This window comes from Magnetococcales bacterium (genome assembly GCA_015228815.1).
GTDB lineage: Bacteria > Pseudomonadota > Magnetococcia > Magnetococcales > UBA8363 > UBA8363.
Window position 1 is genome coordinate 47,872 of record JADGCV010000026.1, and the last position, 18,030, is coordinate 65,901.

At 57.7% G+C, this 18,030-nt stretch carries 17 protein-coding genes; 7 read left to right on the forward strand and 10 right to left on the reverse strand.

What is annotated here, in order from left to right:
* The first annotated feature begins 58 nt into the window (after nucleotides 1-58).
* The 4 genes from HQL76_11780 (at nucleotide 59) to HQL76_11795 (ending at nucleotide 4,567) form a co-directional block, all read left to right on the forward strand.
* Nucleotides 59-1,018 carry an alcohol dehydrogenase catalytic domain-containing protein gene (locus HQL76_11780; protein ID MBF0109845.1) on the forward strand — a complete coding sequence of 320 codons (960 nt, stop codon included), beginning with the start codon at nucleotides 59-61 and terminating at the stop codon, nucleotides 1,016-1,018.
* A 351-nt stretch (nucleotides 1,019-1,369) separates the two neighbouring features.
* Nucleotides 1,370-2,692: a D-alanyl-D-alanine carboxypeptidase gene (locus HQL76_11785; GenBank protein ID MBF0109846.1), complete on the forward strand. Its 1,323-nt coding sequence runs from the start codon at nucleotides 1,370-1,372 to the stop codon at nucleotides 2,690-2,692.
* Nucleotides 2,693-2,828: 136 nt separating this feature from the next.
* The gene (locus tag HQL76_11790; protein ID MBF0109847.1) at nucleotides 2,829-3,899 is read left to right on the forward strand and encodes an AAA family ATPase; all 1,071 of its coding nucleotides are present in this window, start codon (nucleotides 2,829-2,831) and stop codon (nucleotides 3,897-3,899) included.
* A complete protein-coding gene (locus tag HQL76_11795; GenBank protein ID MBF0109848.1) occupies nucleotides 3,896-4,567 on the forward strand; it encodes a DUF4276 family protein in 672 nt (223 codons plus the stop codon). Before HQL76_11790 ends, HQL76_11795 begins: the two co-directional genes overlap by 4 nt.
* 190 nt (nucleotides 4,568-4,757) lie before the next feature.
* Here HQL76_11795 and HQL76_11800 read toward each other — a convergent pair whose 3' ends face one another.
* From HQL76_11800 to HQL76_11810, 3 genes are all read right to left on the reverse strand, one after another.
* The gene (locus tag HQL76_11800) at nucleotides 4,758-5,582 is read right to left on the reverse strand and encodes a carbon-nitrogen hydrolase family protein (protein MBF0109849.1); all 825 of its coding nucleotides are present in this window, start codon (nucleotides 5,580-5,582) and stop codon (nucleotides 4,758-4,760) included.
* Nucleotides 5,579-5,839 carry a glutaredoxin 3 gene (gene grxC / locus HQL76_11805; protein ID MBF0109850.1) on the reverse strand — a complete coding sequence of 87 codons (261 nt, stop codon included), beginning with the start codon at nucleotides 5,837-5,839 and terminating at the stop codon, nucleotides 5,579-5,581. The genes HQL76_11800 and grxC overlap by 4 nt, the downstream gene beginning before the upstream one ends.
* 194 nt (nucleotides 5,840-6,033) lie before the next feature.
* Nucleotides 6,034-6,789 (reverse strand): ComF family protein, encoded by a 756-nt coding sequence (locus HQL76_11810; GenBank protein MBF0109851.1) that lies wholly within the window; start codon nucleotides 6,787-6,789, stop codon nucleotides 6,034-6,036.
* Nucleotides 6,790-6,880: 91 nt separating this feature from the next.
* Between HQL76_11810 and HQL76_11815 the strand changes: the two genes are divergently transcribed.
* Nucleotides 6,881-7,897: a methyltransferase domain-containing protein gene (locus HQL76_11815; GenBank protein MBF0109852.1), complete on the forward strand. Its 1,017-nt coding sequence runs from the start codon at nucleotides 6,881-6,883 to the stop codon at nucleotides 7,895-7,897.
* A gap of 78 nt (nucleotides 7,898-7,975) precedes the next feature.
* Here the strand turns inward: HQL76_11815 and HQL76_11820 are convergent, their stop codons facing one another.
* Nucleotides 7,976-8,623 carry a hypothetical protein gene (locus tag HQL76_11820; protein MBF0109853.1) on the reverse strand — a complete coding sequence of 216 codons (648 nt, stop codon included), beginning with the start codon at nucleotides 8,621-8,623 and terminating at the stop codon, nucleotides 7,976-7,978.
* A gap of 279 nt (nucleotides 8,624-8,902) precedes the next feature.
* Between HQL76_11820 and HQL76_11825 the strand changes: the two genes are divergently transcribed.
* Nucleotides 8,903-9,181, forward strand: a complete 279-nt coding sequence (locus HQL76_11825; GenBank protein ID MBF0109854.1) for a (2Fe-2S) ferredoxin domain-containing protein — start codon at nucleotides 8,903-8,905, stop codon at nucleotides 9,179-9,181.
* Between the two features lie 10 nt (nucleotides 9,182-9,191).
* Here the strand turns inward: HQL76_11825 and HQL76_11830 are convergent, their stop codons facing one another.
* The 5 genes from HQL76_11830 to HQL76_11850 all read right to left on the reverse strand — a co-directional run bounded on the left by HQL76_11830 (nucleotide 9,192) and on the right by HQL76_11850 (nucleotide 16,327).
* Nucleotides 9,192-12,344 carry an efflux RND transporter permease subunit gene (locus HQL76_11830; GenBank protein ID MBF0109855.1) on the reverse strand — a complete coding sequence of 1,051 codons (3,153 nt, stop codon included), beginning with the start codon at nucleotides 12,342-12,344 and terminating at the stop codon, nucleotides 9,192-9,194.
* A gap of 74 nt (nucleotides 12,345-12,418) precedes the next feature.
* Nucleotides 12,419-13,567, reverse strand: a complete 1,149-nt coding sequence (locus tag HQL76_11835; GenBank protein ID MBF0109856.1) for an efflux RND transporter periplasmic adaptor subunit — start codon at nucleotides 13,565-13,567, stop codon at nucleotides 12,419-12,421.
* A 133-nt stretch (nucleotides 13,568-13,700) separates the two neighbouring features.
* A complete protein-coding gene (locus HQL76_11840) occupies nucleotides 13,701-15,062 on the reverse strand; it encodes a TolC family protein (protein MBF0109857.1) in 1,362 nt (453 codons plus the stop codon).
* 7 nt (nucleotides 15,063-15,069) lie between these two features.
* Nucleotides 15,070-15,921 carry an alpha/beta fold hydrolase gene (locus HQL76_11845; protein MBF0109858.1) on the reverse strand — a complete coding sequence of 284 codons (852 nt, stop codon included), beginning with the start codon at nucleotides 15,919-15,921 and terminating at the stop codon, nucleotides 15,070-15,072.
* 154 nt (nucleotides 15,922-16,075) lie between these two features.
* Nucleotides 16,076-16,327 (reverse strand): hypothetical protein, encoded by a 252-nt coding sequence (locus HQL76_11850; protein MBF0109859.1) that lies wholly within the window; start codon nucleotides 16,325-16,327, stop codon nucleotides 16,076-16,078.
* A gap of 216 nt (nucleotides 16,328-16,543) precedes the next feature.
* Between HQL76_11850 and HQL76_11855 the strand changes: the two genes are divergently transcribed.
* Nucleotides 16,544-17,038 carry an SIS domain-containing protein gene (locus tag HQL76_11855; protein MBF0109860.1) on the forward strand — a complete coding sequence of 165 codons (495 nt, stop codon included), beginning with the start codon at nucleotides 16,544-16,546 and terminating at the stop codon, nucleotides 17,036-17,038.
* Between the two features lie 190 nt (nucleotides 17,039-17,228).
* Here the strand turns inward: HQL76_11855 and HQL76_11860 are convergent.
* Nucleotides 17,229-18,030, reverse strand: an 802-nt coding sequence (locus HQL76_11860; protein MBF0109861.1) for a PD-(D/E)XK nuclease family transposase, incomplete at its 5' end; no start/stop codon positions are given.

The window sequence follows — 18,030 nt, forward strand, 5'->3', positions numbered from 1 at the left end:
CATTATGATTCAAGACGACGTCCCTGATGGGTTCGATGATTCGCTGGAGGAGCGTTCCATGAGAGGGCTTGTCTTCGCGGACGGAAAGGCCAGGGTTGCATCGGTGGACAAACCGTCATGTGGCGCCGAGGCCCTGATTCGTGTCCACCTTGCGGGCATTTGCGCCACAGACCGGGAAATCCTCCGCGGGTATGGCGCGTTTTCGGGGATCATGGGGCACGAGTTCGTCGGTACCGTGGAGGAATGCCGCGATTCGCGCTGGGTTGGCCGGAGAGTGGTCGGGGAAATCAACTGTCCCTGCAATACCTGTCCCGTGTGCCGGCGCGGTGATGGGATTCATTGTCCTTCGCGCCAGGTGCTCGGCATTCATGGCAGAAACGGCGCCATGGCCGAATATTGTCTTCTCCCGCTGGACAATCTGCACGAGGTTCCCGATTCCGTTTCCGATCGCCAGGCAGTATTCGTCGAACCTCTGGCCGCCGCTGTCGCCATCCTCCAGCGCGCCCCGATCGCCCCATCCTCCCAGGTCGCGGTGATCGGTGATGGACGATTGGGCCTCCTCGTCGCCCAGGTCGTGGCGCTCGGTGGCGCCGAGGTGACGCTGGTGGGACGCCATCCCGAAAAATGGTCCAGGATTCCCCCGGTCGGGACTCTGTGCGGCCTGCGCCCCGAAGAATGGCCGAAACAGCAAAAAGTCGATGTCGTCATCGAATGCAGCGGATCACCCGATGGATTGCCTTTCGCCCTCGATCGGGTCCGTCCCCGTGGCAGCATCATCCTGAAATCCACCTTTCAGGGGACCCCCTCCTTCGATATGACCGCGATCGCCCTCCATGAAATCACCATCCAGGGATCCCGCTGCGGTCCCTTCAAACCCGCGCTGAACCTTCTGCAACGGCGTCTGGTGACCGTCGAATCCCTGATCGATGCCACCTTTCCCCTGAACCGCGCCGGGGAAGCCTTGGCGCTCGCCTTCAAACCCGGGACCCTCAAGGTCCTCCTCGATCCCCGTTCCTGACCTTCGCGATCGGCTGTCAATCATGTGACAAAAAATGAACAAATCATATCCGTTTATTTGTCTTTTTCCGCTTTTCTTGAACGATTCCAATGACAAAAAATGATTGGCAACGGAATTGCTTTCGATAAAGCCGGTGAAAGGCAACCCTTTTTCAAAACATGCCGGGATGGTATTAGGTATCACTGTCGTTTCAAGGCGTGGCTCATGTGAAGAAGGGTTGATGTTTCCCGAAGGATCGGTCGCCCATCTGGAAGCAATCGGGATGTCACGAAACCAACCCAGCCGTGTGGTGTCATACTCATGAAAAAAACTTCAAGGAAGCCGTTTCTCTGTGTCGCTTTGGCATTGGTGATGCTGCCGTTCGCCGCCGAGGCGACCGATGGATCATCCCGTTTGATCGGCAAGCCCGTGCAAAAAGTTCAAAAGTTCCAAAAGGTGGGCGCCCAATCGACCATCAGGCAGGGGAAACTGAAGCCTTTCGTGAAAAAATCGGCCAACCGGTCGAAAAAGGGACGCACGGTCGCTTCCGGAAAGTCGGGGATCGATGCTTCGCCCAATTATGCCGACCTGGTGATGGATGCCCGGACAGGGCGGATTCTCCATGCCACATCTCCGGACGCGCTGCGCTATCCCGCCTCCCTGACAAAAATGATGACCCTCTATCTGGCATTCGATGCCTTGAAAAAGGGAAAACTGCATCTGAATGACCTCCTCCCCGTATCCCATACCGCCTCCATTCAGGAGCCTTCAAAGCTCGGACTGCGCCCAGGACAACAGATACGGGTCGAGGATGCCCTGTTGGGGTTGGCGATCAAATCCGCCAACGATGCCACCGTCGTCTTTGCCGAGGCGCTCGGCGGCAGCGTTGAAGGTTTTGCCCGCATGATGACTCAGAAGGCGCGTGATCTGGGGATGACCCGGAGCGTCTTTCGCAATCCTTCCGGCCTGCCCAATCCGGAACAGGTGACGACCGCACGGGACATGGCGATTCTCGGTTACGCCCTGATCTACCATTTTCCACAGTTCTATCCTTATTTCAGCCGCGACCGGTTTTCCTATGCCGGGGTTTCTCATCGCAATCACAATCGTCTGATGAGCCGTTATCAGGGAATGGACGGCATCAAGACCGGATTCATTCGTGCCTCGGGTTTCAATCTGGTCGCATCGACGGTACGCGGATCGGACCGGTTGATCGCGGTTGTGTTTGGTGGGCGTTCCGCGGTTGAACGGGACAACCGGATGGCGGCACTGCTGGATCAATCCTTTGCCCAATTGCAAAACACCAATGGCCGCAGGGTCGATACCGCCGACAATCGTCCTCTTGAAGGCAGTGACAATCAAATCACGGTCCCCGCGGGCACCGCAGTCACCGATCAGGTCTCCGCGATCGTCCCGACCCGGGCGCCACAAGCGGGGCCGCAGCTTGAGAACGTCTCTTCCGAGTCGATTTCCGGGCAACTCACCGCCGCTTCCAAGTTGCATCAACCACAACTGGCCAGCGCCAACGATCGCTCCCGATACAAGGATTACGCCCTGTCTCTGAGCTTCGTGGGGATGATGGGAGTTCTGATCTTCTTGAAACAGAAAGGATACCCTTATCTTGGCGTCATCCGCTCCCAGAATGGACCCCTGTCGGGACGCAGAGGATCGTCGCACCGGATGGGTTGGACGTGATCGATTGCCGGGTGGCCCCCTGGATGTTCCCAAACGGGAACATCCAGGGGGTTTTTGCGTTTCCGGAAACTCAGGAAGCGGGTATCATAAAGGTGACGGTTCCACATCCTTGGGAAAATCATTCCGATATACGATCATGGAAACCTTGCGCAAGGTCAGGATCGAGGGGTTCAAGTCGATTGCCTACACGGAATTGGCATTGGGTGATCTCAATGTCGTGATTGGTGCCAACGGTTCCGGGAAATCAAATTTTATCGGTGCATTTCGTCTTCTGGAACGGGTTCTATCGAAAAATCTCCAACTCTTCGTGGCCAGTGAGCCGGATCGTTTGCTGCATCACGGACGCAGGGTGACGTCTGCCATCTCTCTTGATTTTGTATTTCTCCAGAATGCCTACGGCTTCAAGCTCAAAGCCGTGCAGGATGCGTTGATCTTTGAAGAGGAACGGGTTGAGTACAGCAGTTTCTGGAGTTATGGCAAACCAATCGCACGTGGTCACAAGGAAAGCAGGCTGGAAGAAGCCGCGGCATCGTATCACAACAAAATCCCTCGATACGTCTTTCCACAGGTGCGCGATCTGGTTGTCTACCACTTCCACGATACATCCGACACCTCTCCCGCCAAGCAGGCCAGCGACATCGACGATAATCGACTCTTCCGGACAAACGCCGCCAATCTTCCAGCTTACCTGTACTGGTTGCAGGAAAAACATCCGGTCCAGTTCCGTCATATCGAAGAACACGTCCGACTGGTGACTCCTTTCTTTGATGGGTTCGTTTTATCGCCTTCCAGACTGAACGAAAGAAAGATCAAACTGGAGTGGCGTCAGAAAGGATCGGATGCCTATTTCGATGCCTATTCGTTGTCCGATGGAACATTACGATTCATCTGCCTGGCAACGCTGTTGCTCCAGAACTCGCCGCCAGGTCTCATTCTGCTTGACGAACCGGAACTCGGTCTGCATCCCTTTGCCATCCGTATCCTGGCAGAAATGCTGGAAGCGACCGCCAAACGGGTGCAGGTGGTGTTGGCGACACAGTCCGTGACTTTGCTCAACCATTTTTCCCCAAAAGACGTGATCGTCGCGGAGAACGATGGCCTGAAAACGACCTTCCAACGACTCGATGAAGAAAAGCTGAAAGGATGGTTGGAGGAGTTCAGCATCGGTGAACTTTGGGAGAAGAATGTATTGGGAGGACGCCCATGACGCGGCTTCTCCTGCTGGTGGAGGGCCAATCCGAAGAAATATTCGTCAAGCAGACCCTCACCCCGTTCCTGGCCGAACGGGGTGTGTACGTGCAGTCACCCATCGTACTCTGGACAAAACGTATGCTCAGCGGCGGGGGATTCAGAGGCGGAGTGTCGAACTGGAACCAGATTCGCAAAAACCTGCAACCTTTAACCCGCGACACGAATGCCTGGGTCACCACGCTACTCGACGTCCACGGACTTCCTGAAGATTTCCCAGGCTATCGGAATGCGTTCGGATCTGGTCATCCTCGCGACAAGGTTATCGCATTACAGGAACGGTTTGGCATCGAAGTCGGGCATCCACGTTTCATCCCGTTTCTGGCTTTGCACGAGTTCGAAGCCTGGTTGTTTTCTTCGCCCAAAACAGTCGCGGAGCACTTCGGGGCTACGAGCCTGATCGACAAGGTAAGCAAAGCGGTACAGGAGGCTGGCGAACCAGAACTCATCAATCATGGCGAGCAGACGCATCCGAAGGCCAGGCTGCAAGGAATGGGCTGTGGCTATAAGGAAACGTCCGATGGTCCCACGCTGATGGGTAAGATTGGCATTCCTGCAATCCGGAAGGCATGCCCTCATTTTTCAGGTTGGCTGGATCGACTTGAAAGCCTGGGAGAAATGGCGTAGTGACAGACGTGCAATTTCAGCTACAGTCAAAACCACACGGCGCATGCCTGCAATATCACTATTTGACACAATCCAAGGTCGCATCCATCTGTTTCTCGATGAAAAGCTGACGCAGATTGCACGAACTGCCGGTAAAGTCGATGACCAAGGAATCGTCGCTGAAACTCCTCGGGCACGGATTCTCGGCCAATTATTTCAATTTTCCGAAACAAGGGCTTCCCTTCCACGATGGAATCTGACTCCGACAGGACACCACGCGGTCCTTGTCGATTGTCCCCAGGACAAACCCCGGTCCATCGGGACACTGCGCCACGATGGTCCCCCACGGCTCCACCAACATCGAATGACCATGCGTCACCCTGCCACCCGGATGACGCCCGCTCTGCCCCGGAGCCAACATGTAACAAAAATTTTCCACCGCCCGACCACGAACCAGCAACTCCCAATGGGCCGCCCCGGTAACCGCGGTAAAGGCCGATGGCAAAGCGATCATCGTCGCCCCCACACCGACCAGACGGTTGAAGAGTTCCGGAAAACGGACATCATAACAGATCGCCAACCCCAATCGCCCCCAGGGGGTGTCGCAGACGACCGGTTGCGTCCCCCCAACCACCAGATTGGATTCGCGATAGCCACGGTCCGAAGGAAGAACGACATCAAAAAGATGAATCTTATCGTAGCGGCACTGAACCACACCGCGATCATCGACGACAAAACAGGTATTGGTCATCTTTTCCCCATCCAAGGTCCGTATCGGAATCGACCCTCCCACGATCCAGACCTGATGACGCCGGGCAAATTCACGAAGGAACGAAAGCGACGGGCCATCCTCGGGATCTTCGGCATGGGCGCGTTTTTCCTCTTCACTCCCCCCCATGTGAGAAAAGTTCTCCGGCAAGGCCATCAACCCCGCCCCCAGGCCCAGGGCCTGCTCCATCAACCCCCCCGCCTGTCGCAGATTGTCGGCGCGATCGGACCCCGAATTCATTTGGATGATGGCGACCGGGGTCTTCATGGATCAACCAACAGGGGATCGAGTTGTCCTTCCAGATCCAGTTCATACAGATCATCACAACCGCCAACATGCCTGCCATCGATAAAAATTTGCGGAACCGTCTTGCGACCGTTGGCCCGGGCCAGCATCTGGTCCCGCAGTTCGGGATTGTGCGTCAGATTGTACTCGGTATAAGAAACCTTCTTCTTGTCGAGCAACATCTTCGCCCGAACACAGAACGGGCAAACCGTCGTGGAATAGATTTCAATTTTCGGCATGCTTCAGGCTCCGCTTGTCAATGTTTTCGGTTTGGAACATGATACCCTTCGGGTAAAAAAGTCAAAGGCAAAGTCAAAAACATTGGGGGCTTCGCCCCCAAATCCCCACTGGGAAGGGGAAACCCCTTCCCAGACCCATCCTGATGATTAAAAGACCACAAACACCACGACCGAAACTTTGTTTTTCCGATACATCAATGATCCACACGCGCCAGACAACAAACCACCACCCGCGTGGCCCCGCCCTTTTTCAGCGCCCGGGTCGCGGCCCAGACCGTCGAGCCGGTCGTGAACACATCGTCCACCAACAATACGGAACGGTTGCCAATCACATCCCGACGCGCCAGAAAGGCATCCTGGACATTGGACCTTCGTTCGTCCTGTCGCAACCGGACTTGCGGTCGTGTCCTCCTGATTCGATGGAGTCCATGGGTCACCAAAGGGCGATCGAGCCGCCGCGCCATCACCCCGGCCAACAATGCCGATTGATTGTACCCGCGCCACAACAGGCGCGACGGGTGCAACGGCACCGGGACCACCAATGCCACATCCTCCCACATCAGATCGATCCCCACCCGCTCCATGGCCAGATCGGCAAGCCCCGACGCCCATTCGGTATGATCGAAAAACTTGAACCCGACAATGATCTCGGCCACGGAATCCAGATAACAAAACGGGAAATAGACCCGGTCCGGCAAATCGCCTTCATGAAGACAAAGCCCACATCCCCACACGGGTTCCGACGTGGTCCCGCCACAGCGAAGACAATGCTGTTCCGGCATCGGTGGAAGGGATCGAAAACAATCGCGACAAAACCATCGGGGATGCGTGACGTGTGTGCCACAAACAGGACAGAATTTCGGAAAAAGCAGGTCCAAAACATCATTCACCACCGGCGCGAACCGTTGCACCCTGCGTCGCAACCCCTGCCCCCATCGAAAAACCATCATCCCCCTGCTCGCGGAAAAACCTTTCGGTCAAAAATACATTGCCTCATAGTTCGCGGGCCAACCCATCCGCCCCGATACCTGGAGAAACCACTTGGATTCCATTCCGATCAAACCCATTCCGTTCGAACCCGGCCCGATCGACCCAGGGCTGCCCGATCGCGGCCAGGCCACTCCATCCTTCTGCCCTTCCGGTGCCGCCCCCGCGGTCACGACCGATGCCGCCATCGATTTCTTGCGTGTCCGCAGGGGATGGGAACGGGCAGGACAACAAAAAAAGGAATTCTGGAACGGCTCGCTTCTTCATGCCACGGGCACGGCCCTGGCGGAACGACTGCTGGAGCTGCGCCGGCAACCCGCAATCATCCTTGATCTGGGATGCCGCAGCGGCTGGATGCGACAAGAAGTGCAGCGCGTCTCCCGTGGCATCCCGCGGACATCGAAAACGCACCAGGACCCCCGCATCGTTTCCGCCACGTTTGCCACCAGTCCTGCCCGGGCAATCGCCCGCCCGCCGTCACGATTCGGTCGATTCGATCCACTGGGGCCACTGGGACCATTCCGGAAACAACCTGCGGTCCTTTGCGCCGATCCGACCTTTCTCCCCTTTGCCGCCCACACCTTCGATGCCGTATTCTCCAACATGGCCCTGCACTGGATCGCCGATCGCCGCGCCGCCTTGAAGGAAATACGCAGGGTATTGAAACCCGAGGGTGTTTTTTTCTTTTCCATGGCGGGAGCGGAAACCCTTATCGAGTTGCGCACCTGTCTGGCATGGATCGACCAGAAACATCACCAGCAGGTCCGACGCCGCATCCTCCCCTTGCCAACGCTCCAGCCTTTGGGCGATGAACTCCTGTCCCTGGGATTCCGCCAGCCGGTGGTCGATCGGGAACTCCTCCACGCGACCTTTCCCGATCCCTGGACCCTGATCCGTCATCTGCACCGGATGGGAGGATGCAGTCCATTGGCCGACCAGGGAAAAACACCGACGGGAAAACGTTTTTTCCGCGAGATGAGCGACCTGTATCAAGCCCGGCATGCCCCGAACCGGGGGCCCATCCCCGTGACGGTGGAAATCCTGTTCGGCCATGGGTGGTGTCCTTCCTGAACTCAAGGCCGGACAGGGGATGCCGAACGACAGCCGAACCAAACCCCAGCGCATCTTTAACGGATCATTTTTTCCGGATCACAGGACCTTTTTCAAGGATTGCTCGATCTTGTTGGACATGGAAGAAATTTCGCTGATGACCCGATCGATGTCTCCGGCCAGATCCCTGGCGACGCGGGCGGTGCTCTTGACCTCGCCGGCGACGACGGCGAATCCCTTGCCGAATTCTCCGGCCCGGGAAGCCTGAATCCCGGCATTGATGGCCAAGACTTCCAGTTCGTTGGAGATTTTCTCGATCCCATGCAGGGTCTTGGAAACATCACGGGTATTGCGGTCGATCTCCTGGCGGACACTCGACAGATCGGTAAAGACCTGATCGTTGGCCTTGCTGCGGTTTTCCTCCATGATGTCGAGGAACATCATCGCGGCATCGATGTCGATGATCCGCGCCTGGCCACGATTGTCATGAAGAAACGCGGAGGTTTCCGCCGATCCGGCGGCATCGAGGATCATGTCGGCGGAAAAGTTCTTGATGGCCATTTCCGGCTTGGTCAGTGTTTTGATCCCCAGCTTCATCGCCAGGCTCATGGCGGGGGCGTTGGCATCGGGATCGACGACATAGACCGGGTCAGCCCCTTTGCTCTTGTGAAAGATTTCCAGGAGTTCCTTGCTCCGTTCCCCACCGCCGACAATACCGATTTTTTTCTTGCCTTCGTTTTTTTCCATGGTGTACTCCCAGCGTATCGCCCTTGCATGGCCCCCATCTCGGGAGGTCGTCTGTTTGTTGATCGGGTCGGCGAACTTCAATCGCGGATCGGGTGTCCAAAGGTCCATCGCGGGCCTGGACCCAGGGTCCATTTTCGGTTAAGGATTCAGGACGCACCCTGACCGACCACGATGCCGAATCTATCATGGTTCGCAAGAAATTGGGTACCTTTCATCGTTGTCACGCAACGTTTTCCCCATGTCGTCGCTTCCCCGGCCATCCCTTGTGGAGTCACCCCCATGAAACCGAAGTTGATCATCTGCGTCAAACATCGCGCCATGAATCCCGACTCCTGCGCCGGACGCGGCAGCCAGTCCCTGGTGGAACAGTTTGGCACGATCATCCGCCAACGCAATCTGGCCATCGACATCGAGACCGTCCACTGCCTTGGCCAATGCAAAAACGGTCCCAACATGCGTTTGGCCCCTGGAGGGGAATTTTTTCAAGGTGTCGGCCCCGAAAAGGTCGAAGAGATCATCGGCAAGGCGTTGGCCATGGGAGATTCCGCCCGATCATGATTTTTTCCCGTCATGAGCGCCGCAAGGAAAACAACCGTATCGCCAGGGATCGTGCATCCTCCATGATCATGTATCCCGCGGGGATGAGAAGCAGACTCAAAAAAGCGCCGTACAGAACGCCACCCCCCAGGGAAACCGCCATCGGAATGAGAAATTGCGCCTGGGTGCTTTTTTCCAGGATCAGCGGCGCCAGCCCGAGGAAAATGGTCAGGGAGGTGAGAAAAATCGCGCGAAACCGGGCAACGCCACACCCGCGAACCGCTTCCATCGCCCCTTCTCCGAGCCGCCGCCGCTGATTGATCCAATCCATCAACACCAGGCTGTCGTTGACCACCACCCCCGCCAGGGCCAACATCCCCATAAGGCTCATCAGGCTCAGATTCATCCCCAGAAGAATGTGTCCCAGGATGGCGCCGACGACACTGAACGGGATCACCAGCATGACAAGCAACGGCTGGGTATAGGATTGCAGCGGAATGGCCAACAGCGCATAGATGGAAAACAGGGTGAACAGAACCCCGTAAAACAGACTGCCGAAGGATTCCGACTGCTCGCGCACCTCTCCTTCGAAAGAAAAGCGAACTCCAGGATACTGGGCAATCAACCGGGTCAGAAAGACCTCCATGTCGGCAACGATGCGACTTGAGTCAACCTTTTCCTTGCGCAGATCGGCTGTGACTTCCACCGTCCGTTGCCGATCGACCCGGTCGATCCGGGCCAGACCGGTCCCCTGATGGACCTCGGCCACGGAAAGAAGAGGAACCTCCCTTCCATCGGCGGTACGGATCGCCATGGTCTCCAGGCTCGCCAGGGAATGGCGTTCTTCCCGGGGAAAACGGACCATGACCCGGAGATCCTCCTCCCCCCGGACAAACCGTTGCACTTCGGCGCCAAAAAAAGCCTGACGCACCTGCCGTCCCAGATCAAGGGTGGTCAATCCAAGCCCTTCCGCTTCGGGACGAAGCCTCAGGGTCATTTCTTTTTTGCGGTCGTCCAGAGAATCCTGGATGTCAAACACCCCCTCGTAGTCCGCCAAACGTTCCCGTACCACTTTTGCGACCCGAGCAAGCGTGGCAAAATCCTGTCCCGTCAGACGAATGGCGATGGGATCGCCGCCGCGGCCAATTTCCGCGCGGAAATTGAGTTCCTTCGCCCCGGGTATGGGACCGATGGCCTCGCGCCATTCGTGGACCAGACGGGTGGTATCGACCGGCAAGGTCCGTTCCTCGGGCGCAACCAGTTCCAGACTGACCGATCCCAGCGCAGCATTCCCACCCGCCGACCTTCCCCCGGAATCCCCCGAGGTGGTTCCAAGAGTGGCAAGCATGTTGCGGATGACCGATTCCCCGGTGGCAGGATCACGATATTTGACGGCAAGGGCCGCGGCCGCGCTGGTGATCCGATCCAGATGGCGCGATGTGACCGTCTCGGGCGTTCCCGTTTCCATGGTCAGACTCGCCCGTGCCACCTCGCTCTGGATCCGGGGAAAGAAGGTAAAACCGTACCGGCCACTCTGAACATAGGCCAGAATGATGAAGGAACCACCGATAAATACCGCCAGGGTCAGATATCGATACGCGAGTACCCCTTCCAGGAACGGGCGATAGACCCCCAGAATGAACCGTTCCAAGGTGGTCGCGAACGGGTTGATCCAATCGGTGACCCTGAAGGAAAATCCCCGTTCCCCTTTGCCCACGGGACGGGGGGGCGGGATATGGACATGACGCATGTGCGCGGGCAGGATCAACTTTGTTTCGATCCAGGAAGCGATCAGCACCGGGATGACAATCATGGGGATTTCGGCGTAGATCGGTCCCCGCACCCCCCCAACGAACAAAAGCGGCAAAAAGGCCACCACCGTCGTCAAAAAACCGAAGGTGACCGGTACCGACACCTCGCGGGTCCCCTGAATGGCGGCGGTCAGGCCATCGCTGCCACGGCTCAGGTGGGCGTGAATGTTTTCGCTGGTGATGATGGAATCGTCCACGACGATCCCCTCGACAAGAATAAAAGCAAACAGACTCATCAGGTTCAGGGTGATCCCCATCTCCGGCATGATGGCCAGGGCGCCCATGAAAGAAATGGGAATGCCGATGCAGACCCAGATGGCCACGGACACCCGTAAAAACATCGACAGGCAGATGAAGATCAGGATCCCCCCCTGGATGGCGTTGTCCAACAAGGTGTCAAGCCGCAGTTTGACCACGCGGGAACGGTCACGCCAATAGTCCAGGTGAATCCCCGGAGGAAGAGATTCCCGTTTGGCCACGACATAGTCCCGGACCGCTTCGGCGACCTTCAAGACACTCTGCCCACCGCCACGATAGACCGACAGCATCACCGCCGGTTGCCCGTTGAAGCGCGACGACAGCGGTTCCTCCTCGAACCCGTCGCGAATGGTAGCGATCTCCCCCAAGGTAAGACGGGCGCCCTCGACGTCGGAAATGATGGGAATGCGGGCAAAATCGGCCACGGTGCGCCCCTGTCCCCGCGTCGCCAGAAGAATTTCCCCGGTCCCGGTCCGGATCGACCCCGAAGGAAGATCGGTCGAATACCGGCCAATCACCTGGGCGATCCCATCGAGGGAAAGTCCATGGCGCAACAGGGTATTTTCCGATATTTCGATGGAAATTTCCGCCGGACGCAGTCCCGACAGTTCCACCTGCCGCACCTCGGGAAGGGCAATCAGATCATCGCGCACCTCCCGGCCCAGGCGGCGCAATTGCGCCTCGGGAAGGGATCCCGCCACGACCACCCCGATCACCTCGCGTTTGAACTCCTGGACACGATAGACCGGGCGTTCCATGTCGGCGGGAAAGGAGCCGATGGCATCGACCCGACTCTTGATGTCGTCAAGCAGTTCCCGCGCTCTTCCCGGAGCGACCTCAATCGTCACCCCGCCACTCCCTTCGCGGGCGGTGGCGGTTATTTTTTCGATCCCTTCCAGATCGGCGATGGCCTCCTCGATCCGAACGATCGCCCCCTCCTCGACCTCGGTCGGCGTCGCCCCCCGATAGGTCAGGGCCACCGACACCACATCACGTTCGAATTCGGGAAACACCTCCAGAACGATGCGATCCAACGCCGCCCACAATCCCAGCAGGCAGATGACCACCATCAGAAGATTTGCGGCAACGCCATTGCGGGCAAACCATGCGATCATCCCCGATTCCATGTCAACGCCCCCGCCGATGGGACGGAGCGTCCGGCCCCAGCCCCCTTTTTTCTTTCAATAGTTTATTTAGAGACATGAACCTTCATCCCCGCGACGGCATACGGAAGCATCGTCCGACAGATCACCTCTCCCCGGCGCAATCCCGCCGTCACCACCACCTCCTCCCGATCCTGCCAGATCGTCGTCACCGGACGGGACTCCAGTTCCCCCTTTTCGGAAACCAGCCACACCCGCCCCGCATCAACCACCTCCCGGGGAAGGACAAACACCCCCTTGAGAATCGGTCCCTGAATGGCCGCCACGACATGCCGACCCACCTTGAGCGGTCCCTGACCATCGGCGGAACGGGCATAGGGGGCATCGACCTGGGCAATGACGAACACCTGCCGGGTACGGGTATCGATGGTCCCTTCGGTGCGAACGATCCGTCCCAACCATCGGCCCATCACCCCACCCGAATCCCCCTCGATCCGGACGACCGGCCCCACCGGAGTCGCTTCGCCCGGATAACTTTCAGGCAGACGCAACATGCCAAACTGCCGTTCGGAGATGGGAAGACGAACCTCGACGCTGTCCACGGCATAAAGAGTGGCCACCGAAGTCCCGCGGGCGACGAACTGTCCCACATCGACCATCTTTTCCAGGACCCGCCCGGAAAACGGCGCCTCGATCCGGGTCCGATCCCGATCGACCTTTGCCTGGTCGAGACGGGCCTGGGCCGCTGCCAAAAGCGCCCGAGCCTGTTCCAGTTGCGGTTGTTGCAGAACCAACGCCCCCGGCGATCCCGTCAGACCCGACTTTTCCCAATCGCGCTTCGCCTGCTCCGCCTGGGCCTCGGTTTCACGAAGGGACAGGCGGGCCTTGGCCACCTCGGCCGCGGCAATGGTGATGGCATGTTCATGATCGGTGGCATCGATACGGGCCAGAATCCGTCCCTTGTCGAAAAAACCACCGTTGCGCAGACTGGGATGGATGTCCACAATGACGCCGGAAACCTGGGCCGACAACGTCATCCGCGTCCGCGGCGCCACCGTCCCCTGGCTGAAAACCCGAATTCGATAGGGCGATGGCTGGGCCTCAATCACCTCCACCACCGGAATCATCGGCGGCATCCCTTTTTTCTCAACCTTGGGAGGGGTCCGAAGCAAATGGAAACCAAAGACCAGCGCCCCCCCCAATACAGCCACGAACAGCAGAATCCGCAGGAGCATGAAGCCCTTCTGGCAGAGGATTGAAGTTAAAATTCTTGGGGATTGCCTTTGAGAATATAAATCTGGAAATGCAACGTCAAAATCAAAACCCTGGAGGCAATCCCCCAGACCCCTTTTTTCTTTTAATAATTGATTATTCGGCAAAATCTCCTCCCAGGGCCAGATGCAGGGAGACCCGATTGTCCAAGACCGCCCGGGCGACGCCAAGACGGGCACTTTCCGCCTGGAAAAGACGACGCTCCGTTTCAAGCAGCGTCAGAATGTCGGTCAGCCCTTCCCGATAACGTTCCATCGCCTCCTGAACAGCTTTTCGCGCCTCCCGGACCTGCCCCTCCAGGGCATGTTCCCGTTCGGCCAGAAGGGTGGTGGCGGCCAGGGTGGTCTCGACCTCACGGAAGGCCACCAGCACCGCCTTGGCATATCCGCTCCAGGCCTGGCGGTGTTCGACCCGAGCCAGGGCCTCTTCGGCCCGCAACCGTCCCCCCTGGAACAGCGGTTGCGTCAGCCCCCCCACCATGCTCCAAACCAGGTTGTCCCAATCCAGAAGGTCCCGCAACGCATCGCTTGCCATTCCCCCGGTGGTGGTCAGGCGGATCGTCGGCAGCCGGTTGCGCCGTGCACTCTCGAAACGGAGCCGGGTCCCGGTCAATTGTTGTCGCGCCGCCTTCAGATCACAGCGGCGGTCGAGCAGTTGGGCCGGAAGCCCCGCCGGGACCTGGCGCGACAGACGCGGCAAGGCCCGAGCAGATGTCGTCATTCTTCCCTCGGGGTATCGTCCAAGAAGAGTTTCCAGGGTCCGTTGCGCCGCATCCCACTCCATTCCGCGCGCCGCGAGCTGTTCCTCGCCCTGGGCACGGTCGGTACGGGCAAGACGAAGATCCAACGGTGTCGTCAAGCCGCCACGGTAACGTTCCTCGATGATTTTCAGGGATTGATCGAGCAGGTCAAGGTTATGTCCTGCCTGTTGAATCTGGCCTTCCAGTTCCACGACCCGAAACCATCCGCGGGCCACATTGGCAGCCAAGGAAAACCGTGCGCCACACCATTCTGCTTCGGCCCCCTTCAACTCAGCCTGCGCCACATCGCGATTCAAGGAGAGGCGCCGCCACAAATCGATCTCCCAGGAGATGGTTCCGTCGATGCCATGAACAGTCCGTTCCGGTTCAGGTCCGCTGCGCCGGACCTCGCCATCGAGCGACACGCCAGGCCAAAGCGACCCCGAAGCGATGGCCATCCGCTGCCGGGCCGCATCTATTTTAAGGGCCGCGGAACGCAGATCGGGACTTTCCCGAAGCGCCTGGGCGACCAGTGTATCCAGTTGCGGAGCGGCAAAATCGCCCAACCAGCCCGCGACAACCTCCCCGGACACTGCCCATGGCGCATGCCACGCATCCGGGACATCAAGCGTCCGTTCCGGCCCCAGGGATTCTCCAAGACAACCGCCGAGACCCATGGAAACAAAAAGAAAACAGGTAAAATACCAATGAGACGTCATGATACCGTCAACGGGATGGACCCTTCGCCAATTTCCGGATCAATTGTTGCAAGACCATGCCATCGCCGGGATGGAGTGGATGGTCGCCGGGAACAAGAACCACCTCCGCTTTTCCCGCCAACGCCGGAATCCGGTTCATGTCCTGACTGAATCCTGGCACAAGGGTATCCCCGAACAGAAAAGGCTGGGTGCGAATGACGCTGATGTAGCGAATGTCGGGGTGCGGGGCCAGATTAAGCGCGAAGAGAAGGGATCCGGGAAAAGGTCGGGCCAGATCGAACAGAAGACCACTGGATTCACGCAACAACGGGTAGGGTCCACCGACGAAAAAGTCCTTGAAGACCTCCAGGGGCCAGGGATCGGAAATGGCGTCCAGTGCCATCTCGGCCCGCGGTGTTCCCAGATGGGGCGCGGCGATGGTGATCAATGCCCTGACCGGTGGAAGTTGTCCCCGAACGAGGGCCAACCGAGCCACGACCCCACCCGCCGAATGACCGACGATGATCAGGGGTTGCCCGGGATGACGCCGCCCCAGATGGACCAGTTCCGACTCCAGGACCAGGGCCTGGACCGCCAGCGGCGCCAGGGAAGGAAGCTCCGCCAGAAAGACGGTGTGCTCCGGGACCTGTCCCCCCTTTTCCCGAGTGTCATCGATGACGAACGGCGGCTGAGGAAGAAGCGCTCCCCCCAGAGGCCAACGCTGGGATTGAAACATGGAAACAATGCCGCTGCCGTGCCAGGAACGCCCATCACTCAAATAACCGTGGACCAGAACGATCAGATCGGCCCGGGCATTCACGCTCCACAAAGACAGGATCGCCGCAACAACGACAGTCAGGGTTCGGAACAGGGGGGACATGGGTCGCCTCGAAATAAAGATGGCCGGGAATATCCGGACGCCTTCCATGATCCCAGGATCCAATATTATTCACGAAAAATCAAACGAAATGGCACGTCGCAACGCACATCCGGAGGGATCGATCACCCGATCATGACCCATCGATCATCATTGTCTATCCCCCCATTTTGCGCCGTGGCGCGAAGAAAGGCTGGCTGCCGCCGGTCGAACGGGCGACGATCCGATTGTATTCCTCGATGGTGACATTGGTACGGATGGAAACCCCCTCGGAGGATTCGAAGGCCAATGCCTGATGGTGCGGACAATAACAATGGAGAGGCTGGCCGAATGGATGTTTTTTCCATTGTTCGCTGAAGCAGCGTTCGCAAACACCGTAAAATCCGCGGCTGGCAATGCGACTGGACATTGTTTTTTCCGTTGACGAATCCGGAGAAAGTGCGTTTTAGTACCGTGTCCGTCAGACGTACAGGCAATTTCAACGCCAAGGCTGCACATCAGGAAGGAAAAAATCATGGCCATGACAGAACATCAGGCTTTGGAAGGGATTCTCAGAGATCAAATCGAATCGAGCATCGCCGCCAAACAAGCGCTGCTGGATGATCCGGAGCAGTTTGCCCAACTGATGCGGGGCTGTCTTCTTGCCGAGGAGACCTGCCGCCGTGGCCAGAGGATTCTCATTGCCGGCAATGGCGGTTCCGCCGCGGATGCCCAGCACATTGCCGCCGAGCTGGTGAGCCGATTTCTTTTCGACCGCCCCGCCCTTTCCGCGCTGGCACTGACGACCGACACATCGATTCTCACCGCCATTGGCAACGACTATGGTTTCGACCGGGTGTTCAGCCGTCAGATCGAAGCCAATGGCGCCGCGGGCGATTTGTTTCTTGCCTTGTCCACTTCCGGCAACTCTCCCAACATCCTTGCCGCCATCAAGTCGGCCAGAAACAAATCGATGACGGTCCTGGGACTCACGGGACGCTCGGGGGGACAAATGGCCCAAATGTGCGATTGCTGCATCCGCATCCCGAGCGATGCGACGCCCAGGATTCAGGAAGGACACATCCTTGTCGGCCACCTCATCGCCGCCCATGTCGAACAGGCCCTGTTCAAACCGCAATGATTTTTGTAACTCCCCAGGTGCCCCCTCCGGTTCGAGATTATTGAAAGAAAAAAGGGGGCTTAAGGGATTGCCCCCAGACCCCTTTTTTCTTTCAATAATTCTGGGCCCTGGGGGTACCTGGGCAGTTACAATAATTTTAATACGGGGAGGGGTCTGAATAGTTACCCCTCAACGATCCAGTTGGCCCAAGTCAGGACGCAAATACCTCGTCCACGGAATTTGCAAACAGGACGCTCTCACCCCATGTCTCGATCAGTTCCAGACTCGCCGCTTTCACTTTCTCTGTCACCCAGTCTGGGGTCTGGCCAAACTTGCGGCGCATCTGTTTGAGCAGCATGGAAGCAGCTTCTTCCTGTCGTCCTTCCCATTTACCAGCACCATAGGTGGAGAGTACAAAGCTTGCCTGGTCGTGCAGTTCTTCCTGATAGCGTTCGTAGGCCCTGCGCTCTGTCTCTGGTAATTGCAGGACATCAAGCCTTTCTTTGGCCTTTTTTAGGCCACGAGCTGTAAAATCATCACGAATATCAGAATTTTTCAAAAAATAGACCCACTCGTCCAGGGTGTCGCGGGCAATATCATCGAAATTCCTCACTTTGATCAAGTAATGCTCCGGAAAAATAGCGGCTACCGAAGGGCGTTGAAACAAAGCTTTCTGCCCCTCGTCCAAAGCCAGTTCTTCTTGGGTGTGCAACCCTCTGAAAGAGGTATTGCCTACATAGACATAATCGCTGCCACGCCCCAGATCGAAATGGAGAATGCTGATGGTGATGACCTTGATGACACTGGCGTAAGGATTGCCTTCCATCATGTGTTCTGTGATGGTCTTGGCGGTGCTGAAAAGTAACCGCTGTAGATAGTCCCACTCACGTTCATATTGCAATTCAACGATGACAATCTCATCCCGGGTGTTTTTGATCTTGAGATCGACACGGTTGAATTTGTCATTGCGGGTTTCAACAAGGACCAACAAAAGTGAAACAACGGCGGTTGAT

Bases quoted from the DNA above. Each gene is read 5' to 3' on its own strand.
- HQL76_11780 (MBF0109845.1), top strand. From the start codon at position 59: ATGAGAGGGCTTGTCTTCGCGGACGGAAAGGCCAGGGTTGCATCGGTG.
- HQL76_11785 (MBF0109846.1), top strand. From the start codon at position 1,370: ATGCTGCCGTTCGCCGCCGAGGCGACCGATGGATCATCCCGTTTGATC.
- HQL76_11790 (MBF0109847.1), top strand. From the start codon at position 2,829: ATGGAAACCTTGCGCAAGGTCAGGATCGAGGGGTTCAAGTCGATTGCC.
- HQL76_11795 (MBF0109848.1), top strand. From the start codon at position 3,896: ATGACGCGGCTTCTCCTGCTGGTGGAGGGCCAATCCGAAGAAATATTC.
- HQL76_11800 (MBF0109849.1), bottom strand. From the start codon at position 5,582: ATGAAGACCCCGGTCGCCATCATCCAAATGAATTCGGGGTCCGATCGC.
- grxC (MBF0109850.1), bottom strand. From the start codon at position 5,839: ATGCCGAAAATTGAAATCTATTCCACGACGGTTTGCCCGTTCTGTGTT.
- HQL76_11810 (MBF0109851.1), bottom strand. From the start codon at position 6,789: ATGATGGTTTTTCGATGGGGGCAGGGGTTGCGACGCAGGGTGCAACGG.
- HQL76_11820 (MBF0109853.1), bottom strand. From the start codon at position 8,623: ATGGAAAAAAACGAAGGCAAGAAAAAAATCGGTATTGTCGGCGGTGGG.
- HQL76_11825 (MBF0109854.1), top strand. From the start codon at position 8,903: ATGAAACCGAAGTTGATCATCTGCGTCAAACATCGCGCCATGAATCCC.
- HQL76_11830 (MBF0109855.1), bottom strand. From the start codon at position 12,344: ATGATCGCATGGTTTGCCCGCAATGGCGTTGCCGCAAATCTTCTGATG.
- HQL76_11835 (MBF0109856.1), bottom strand. From the start codon at position 13,567: ATGCTCCTGCGGATTCTGCTGTTCGTGGCTGTATTGGGGGGGGCGCTG.
- HQL76_11840 (MBF0109857.1), bottom strand. From the start codon at position 15,062: ATGACGTCTCATTGGTATTTTACCTGTTTTCTTTTTGTTTCCATGGGT.
- HQL76_11845 (MBF0109858.1), bottom strand. From the start codon at position 15,921: ATGTCCCCCCTGTTCCGAACCCTGACTGTCGTTGTTGCGGCGATCCTG.
- HQL76_11850 (MBF0109859.1), bottom strand. From the start codon at position 16,327: ATGTCCAGTCGCATTGCCAGCCGCGGATTTTACGGTGTTTGCGAACGC.
- HQL76_11855 (MBF0109860.1), top strand. From the start codon at position 16,544: ATGCGGGGCTGTCTTCTTGCCGAGGAGACCTGCCGCCGTGGCCAGAGG.